Source organism: Rhodospirillum sp. A1_3_36 (assembly GCF_047263945.1).
Lineage (GTDB): Bacteria > Pseudomonadota > Alphaproteobacteria > Rhodospirillales > Rhodospirillaceae > Rhodospirillum.
In genome coordinates, this window is record NZ_JBLAVB010000049.1 from 1 (window position 1) to 6,723 (window position 6,723).

Consider the following 6,723-nt stretch of genomic DNA (forward strand, 5'->3'; position numbering starts at 1 on the left):
ATACAGATCCGTCACCGGAACCGCCAGGCTCAAGGGGCAAGCGCCGCTGGACGCTATCCGCGATCTCATCCAGGGCAGTTTCGCACTCGCTTGACGCGCCTGCCGCCAACCCCGTGAGCAATTACGGTTATTTGGCGTGATCCTAGTAAATTGATCGTAATAGCAGCTCCCTTTTTATTGATTTATTGGTATCATTCATGTTCCGACCTGGACGTGCTATCCACAATATTGTGTAGGCAGTCCGACAAAGGCGGTTGCAGCCTCGTCGCTAGAGCGAAATGAGGAAAAACGGGCATCGGTTTTCCGTTCCATTCTTCTCTAACCATTTGATTTAGATCACGTTTATGAAGTCAGGTCGGACGGACCTGAGTTCATTGTGATCTAAGGCCAGTCGGAGAATGTCTGGAGCACGGTACTGGCTTGTCTGTCCTCCTCCTTACGCGTCATTTGCCTGTACTCCCGTGGCGACACTCCGGTGGCCCGCTTGAAGAAGTGGGAGAATTTTGTCGGGTCGCTGAATCCGAGGTGATGTGCAATCGACTGGATACTTTCGTCCGTTTGGTCCAAGCGGGTCGAGGCATCCATCAGGATCCGTTGCTGGATCAGTGAGAGAGGCGTGCGCTGAAGGGTTCTTTGACAGATATCGTTCAACCGGTCATAGGTAAGGTTCAAATCCTGGCAGTATCCGGCGACCCTTTTGCGGCTCCGATATCCGAGCTCCACAAGCTGCCGGAACCTGTGAAGGATATGCGTGTCATTGCGATTGTCGATGAGACCACTTCTCGTCAGCATGCGGCTTGTCGCGATCAACATCAGCCGCAAGAGTGCCGCCACCGCAGTCTGTGACCGCTTTTGCGGATCGTTCAGTTCCTCCGTAAGCAGCGGTAGCAAAGGCAGAATGGAGGATTCCACGATCTCCGGATTTGCCGGAGTCAGTGTCAGCCTGCTCAGAACCGTATCCAGCATCAGGCTCTCCGGGCCTGTCCCAGTGACCAGAGATTGCAGGAGGCGGGCAAAGCCGATGATCCATACGCCTGTTCCTGCTGGAACGCTCAGGCGGGCCTGCGTGCCGTGAGGCAGGACCACGACCGAGCTGTCGGCAACCTGCAAAGCGTCCTCATTCACCTGCAGGCTGGCGCTCCCCCGCCGCACGACGGCGATCAGATTGAACTGTGCGGAGGTGCCCTGTCCGGCGGCATAAGTCCTCGGTCGAAAGCTGGGTTCGACCACCTCCAGTCGAAGCATGGACAGAAGTGTGCTGCTTTCTGGCATCGTCTCAGGTCACAATCCCACAAAACTTCAATATTTACCCTTAATAGGGCATTTATTGAGCCATGCAAAAGGTGAGAATTGGCCATGGTCTGCCGAAAAGGCAGGGGAGGACCACATGAACGGAACGGAAACACTGGGCGGCCCGCCACAAAAGCGCGCGGCAGACTCTCCGGAAGACGTGCTGAAAACAGGGTTGTTTGTGAAGGGTGTTCATCACGACGCTGCGGATGGTGCTACTTTTGAGCGTCTCGATCCCTCGACCGGCGTGGTGTCTTCCATTGCCGCAGACGGTCGTGCAGCCGACGCCGAACAGATGGTCTCGGTGGCCGCTGCCCGTTTCAGCGCCTGGTCAGGACGGGATGGGTCGGAGCGGGCCGCCGTTCTCCGGCGTGCCAAGACCCTGTTTCCGCGCTACGCGGCACGGTTTCACACCAGCATGCTTGGGGAGATCGGCGCCACGACGGAGTGGGTGGAGTTCAACCTCCGAGTGGCCTCTGATGTGTTAGAGGCAACGGCTCAGCTCGCAGAGCAGTTTGGCCGCAGCAAGCTGCAGCAAGCAGAGGAGCCATCACAGGCCGTTCGCGTGCCTGCCGGTGTCTGCCTTGCCATCGCTCCCTGGAATGCCCCGCTCGCGCTGGGCATGCGCGCCATCGCCTTTCCGCTCGCTTTCGGCAACACAGTGATCTTCAAGGCCTCGGAGCTCTGCCCCGTGACCCATGTTCTCCTGGGAGAACTGCTGCATGAGGCGGGTCTTCCGGCAGGCGTTCTGAGCATCCTGACAAATGCGCCGGAAAACTCTCGGGAAGTGGTGGAGACCCTAATTGCCTGCGCCCCCGTCCGCCGTGTGAATTTCACAGGCTCAACCCGCGTTGGTCGGATCGTGGCTGGCATTGCCGCATCCCGTCTCAAGCGCTGTTTATTGGAACTTGGTGGCAAATCTCCACTCATTGTTCTCCCTGATGCGGACATCGGCAAGGCCGTGGAGGCCGCTCTCTTCGGCGCATATCTGAACTCCGGCCAAATCTGCATGGCGACGGATCGGATTATCATCGATCACGCGATCGCCGACGCGTTTGTGAGCGCGCTTGCCGAACGAGCGAGCGCGTTGACTGCTGGCGACCCCCGCAATCCGGGCGTTCGCATCGGCCCACTGGCGACGTCGTCCATTGCCGTTCGGCTCTCCGCCCTTATCGAAGACGCTGTCTCCAAGGGGGGCGTGTTGCGCTCCGGCGGTCCTTCGCGCGGCCAATTTATGGATGCAACCGTCATTGACCATGTCTCGCCCATGATGAAAATCTATTCAGAAGAGTGCTTTGGCCCGCTTGTGGGCATCTACCGGGTCGGATCGGTCGAAGAGGCCGTGACTATCGCCAACGACTGCGAATACGGCCTGTCCTCCGCGGTCTTCGGCGGAGATCTTTCGCTCGCCCGTGCGGTCGTGGACCAGCTGGAAACCGGCATTTGCCACATCAATTCCGCAACCGTCGCCGACGACCCCTTCATGCCATTTGGAGGCGTCAAATCGAGCGGCTATGGCCGCTTCGGCGGACCGAGCTGCCTGGACGAGTTCACAGAGCTGCGTTGGATCACCGCAAATCGTTTCCCAAAGGAGACGTGACAACAGGCAACAACACGGCGGATCGGCTGCGGCAGGGACCGGGAGGCCAAGCAATTTCAACAACCACAAGACCAATGACGTCCAAGGAGAGAAACGTGACTGTACAATTCATCATAAACAACAAGGATGTGGCCGCCACAGGAGGGGAAACCTTTGAGCGCCATGACCCCGTGACCAATGAGGTGGCGTCGACTGCCGCAGCCGCGCGGGCCGTTGACGCTCTGACCGCTGTCGAGGCCGCTGCTGCGGCCTTCCCGGCCTGGGCTGCCATGGCTCCGGGCCAACGGCGCACCCTTCTGAACACAGCTGCGGATATCATGGAGTCCAAGTCCGACGATTTCATTGCGACCATGATCGCTGAGACGGGATCAACGGGCCCCTGGGCCGGGTTCAACGTCATGCTGGCTGCGGGCACCCTCCGGGAAGCTGCAGCAATGATCACCCAGATTGGGGGCGAGGTTATTCCCTCCAACAAGCCCGGCACGCTGGCCATGTCCGTTACCCGTCCGAAGGGCGTCTGCCTTGGAATCGCGCCTTGGAATGCGCCGGTTATTCTTGGCACGCGCGCGCTTGCCATGCCGCTGGCTTGTGGCAACACGGTGATTTTCAAAGGCTCCGAAGCCTGCCCAAAGACACACCGCATGATCGTGGACTGCTTTGTCGAAGCTGGTCTGCCCGAGGGCGTGGTCAACTATGTCTCGAATGCGCCCAAGGATGCCGCCGAGGTCGTCAAGGCACTGATCGAGGCCCCGGAAGTCCGGCATGTGAACTTCACCGGATCCTCCGCCGTTGGCCGGATCATTGGCCGCCTAGCCGGCGAGAACCTTAAGCCTTCACTCTTGGAGCTTGGCGGCAAGGCGCCTCTGGTTGTGCTTTCGGATGCGGATATCGATGGGGCCGTGAATGCGGCGATCTTCGGCGCGTTCATGAACCAGGGCCAGATCTGCATGTCCACCGAACGTATCATTGTCGATGAGAGCATCGCCGATGACTTCGTGAAAAAGCTGGCCGCCCGGGCCTCGCAACTGCCCTATGGCAACCCGCGCGACCCTGTTGTCCTCGGTTCTCTTGTCAGTGCCGACGCCGGAGCAAAGATGGATGCCCTGATTGCCGACGCGACGGCAAAGGGGGCCAAGATTGTCGCGGGCGGTCACCGGGATGGAGCGATCCATTCGGCAACGTTGCTGGATGGCGTGACCGCAGAGATGCGCATCTATGCCGAAGAAAGCTTTGGACCGGTGAAGTCGATCATCCGCGTGACTGGCGATGCCGAGGCCATTGCAACGGCCAACGACACCGAATACGGCCTCTCGGCTGCCGTTTTCAGCCAGGATATCAAACGAGCGATTTCTGCGGCCAACCAGATCAACAGCGGCATTTGCCATATCAACGGCCCGACTGTTTCCGACGAGCCGCAGATGCCCTTTGGCGGCGTTGGCGGCTCCGGATATGGCCGGTTTGGCGGCAAAGCGGCCATATCCGAATTTACTGACCTGCGTTGGATCACCATCGAAGATCCGAACCAGCACTACCCGTTCTGATCACCGGTCGGAGACCTCAGAAAGACGGAGAGCACGGCCGTCTGACCGTGCTCTCCGTACGCGACACTGTCTCGTCTTTTTTGGGCAATTGCCCAAACCCATTCGGGGGCACATGCCCCCACCCCCCCATTTTTTCTTTTCTGAATAAGAATGTGGGGTCTGGGGCCTTTCGGCCCCAGTGGGGGACGGGGCAAAGTCCCGTAATTGCGCCCCCCTGTCGTGGGCCGTGCCCCAGGACATTGAAAAATCCAGTGTCTTCCCAATAGGTGAAGGGAGAGGAACATTGGTCAACGTTACAAGGAGGCCACGTCTATCACCCCTTACCGATGGTCACCTCAATAAGAGCGAGACCTTTCTTCGCGTCCATATGTGCCAGTGCTTCAGTGAGAGCCTCTTCGAATGCGTCGGCCGCAGACACACGGCGAGCCCAGGCGCGGCTCGCTTCAGCGACTTTGGTGAAATCCGGGCTGGGCGAAAGATCGGTCAACGGAACGGCATTCGTCTTGGAGGCATGGCCTTCGGGATAGATATCCAAGACGGATTGGCGCACGGCACCCCATTCGGCATTGTTCAAAACCAGGACGATCATCGACAGACCGAGGGCTTCGGCAACCTGGTGGCAGGCCACAGGATTGGAGAACATGTAGGATCCATCTCCCATCGTTGCGACGACGGTTTTTTCCGGACGCGCGAGCGCAAACCCCATGGCGGCCGGGAAGCCCCAGCCCAGCCCGCCTGCGTGTGGACCGTCGAACCAGGACTGATGCCTGGTCAGCCGCAGGAAGGGGAACTGACAGCCCAGTTCGGAGAAAATTGCCGCATCCCGTTCGGCCAAATGGTCCGAAAGGGTCAGGCTGACCCAGCGCTTGGTCAGGGCAGCGGCGTCCCGCTCTCCGGCAGCGTCCGCAAAGCGCCTGGACTGCTCAGCCGCGTTGACCTTGGCAATCTTCTTTGCCCGTCCGGCCACACGGGCCTGGTGTTCAGGCAGCAGTTTGGCCATCGCCTCTTCCAGAGCAAGGATCGCCGGGGCGATTTCCGTGGTGACTCCAAGATCGCAACGGAAGTTACGTACGCCTGACCGCTCCTGCAGGGGCCGCGGTCCAAGCTGTATCACAACCGCCTCTTCAAGGGGTTCGATCTGGGCAGGCGACCAGGGGGCGAGCACGTCGATGCAAAGCACGACATCGGCCTTTTCCAAGAGTGGCGCCGGATTGGGGCCTGCCGCCATCGGATGGGTGGTCGGCAAAGCCAGCTCCACGGCCCAGTACTGGCACAGGGGAATGCCCCAGTCATTGGTCAGCCGTGACAGGGCCGCAAAGGCGTCTGAGCTGCCTGCACCATGCTGGGCGAAGATAACCGGATGCTCCGCCTCGGCGAGAAGCTCCGCGACCCGGGAGATTTGAGTCACACTTGCCTCGACAGTGGCGGCGGTCATTTGAGGCCGACGGGTTGATCCCGCAGCGGGAATGGTTTCGCTCAGGACTTCGCGCGGAAGGCTGACATAGACGGGACCCTTGGGGGTCGAGGCAGCGATTCCGTAGGCCCGATCGGTGACGTCGAAAATCTGTTCCGGGAACCGGAGCTCATAGTCCCATTTGCAGGCTTCCCGGATCAGACTGCTTTGATCCAGCATTTCCTGACCCCAGCCGATGGGAACCGTCCGCGCGCCCAAACGGCCGCTTTCGAGTGTGGGGGTGCGCCCGGACATCAGAAACATCGGAATGTTGTCGCAGGCAGCGTTGATCGCGCCCATGGCTGCGTTGGCGAGCCCAACATTTGTGTGCACCATCACGGCCTGAGCCCGGCCTGTCGCCAGCGTGTAGCCATGAGCCATTGCCACCGCCGCGCTTTCAAAGGGAACCGTTACCGTGTGTGGTAGGGGGATGTTCTTCACCTTCGCCTCTGACAGCCCCTCAATCACAGGCGGAAAATCTGTCCCGGAGTTGGCAAAAATGTAGTCGACGCCAAGAGTGGCCATGCGCGACAAAAGCGCAGCTCCAGACGTCATCTGTGGCGAAGAATTGGTCATGTTCATCTGTCTCTCTTTCGCTCTGGACCCCTGTCAGAACAGGAAACCGGCACCTGAATCAGTCATACCTGATGTACGCTATATCATTTATATTGAGATTTATATCTCATATTATCACGTGCGCACAAAGGCTCTCTGACCCGGAAAAGTCACGGGACCATCGCCCGACCTTAGAAAATATGAATGATAACAGTGAATTAGGTTATCATGGGGGGAGCGTGAAAATTTACAGGGTGTTTTTCGGGAATGCGTTTTTTCGATCA

General features: G+C 59.1%; 4 protein-coding genes. 2 read left to right on the top strand and 2 right to left on the bottom strand.

The window, feature by feature from the left end; genetic code table 11:
• Positions 1–381 precede the first annotated feature (381 nt).
• Positions 382–1,272 carry a helix-turn-helix domain-containing protein gene (locus tag ACLIRY_RS26320; RefSeq protein ID WP_413208394.1) on the bottom strand — a complete coding sequence of 297 codons (891 nt, stop codon included), beginning with the start codon at positions 1,270–1,272 and terminating at the stop codon, positions 382–384.
• A 115-nt stretch (positions 1,273–1,387) separates the two neighbouring features.
• On the opposite strand from ACLIRY_RS26320, the gene ACLIRY_RS26325 reads away from it, so the two are divergent.
• Complete coding sequence (locus tag ACLIRY_RS26325; protein ID WP_413208395.1) at positions 1,388–2,890, top strand: aldehyde dehydrogenase; 1,503 nt, start codon at positions 1,388–1,390, stop codon at positions 2,888–2,890.
• 95 nt (positions 2,891–2,985) lie between these two features.
• Positions 2,986–4,431: an aldehyde dehydrogenase gene (locus tag ACLIRY_RS26330; protein ID WP_413208396.1), complete on the top strand. Its 1,446-nt coding sequence runs from the start codon at positions 2,986–2,988 to the stop codon at positions 4,429–4,431.
• Positions 4,432–4,744: 313 nt separating this feature from the next.
• On the opposite strand, the gene ACLIRY_RS26335 is transcribed toward ACLIRY_RS26330, so the two are convergent.
• Positions 4,745–6,439 (bottom strand): thiamine pyrophosphate-requiring protein, encoded by a 1,695-nt coding sequence (locus ACLIRY_RS26335; RefSeq protein WP_413208397.1) that lies wholly within the window; start codon positions 6,437–6,439, stop codon positions 4,745–4,747.
• Between the last annotated feature and the right edge of the window lie 284 nt (positions 6,440–6,723).

What these genes read in the sequence shown, in the direction of transcription:
- ACLIRY_RS26325 (WP_413208395.1), top strand. Translation starts at nt 1,388, where the DNA reads ATGAACGGAACGGAAACACTGGGCGGCCCGCCACAAAAGCGCGCGGCA.
- ACLIRY_RS26320 (WP_413208394.1), bottom strand. Translation starts at nt 1,272, where the DNA reads ATGCCAGAAAGCAGCACACTTCTGTCCATGCTTCGACTGGAGGTGGTC.
- ACLIRY_RS26335 (WP_413208397.1), bottom strand. Translation starts at nt 6,439, where the DNA reads ATGACGTCTGGAGCTGCGCTTTTGTCGCGCATGGCCACTCTTGGCGTC.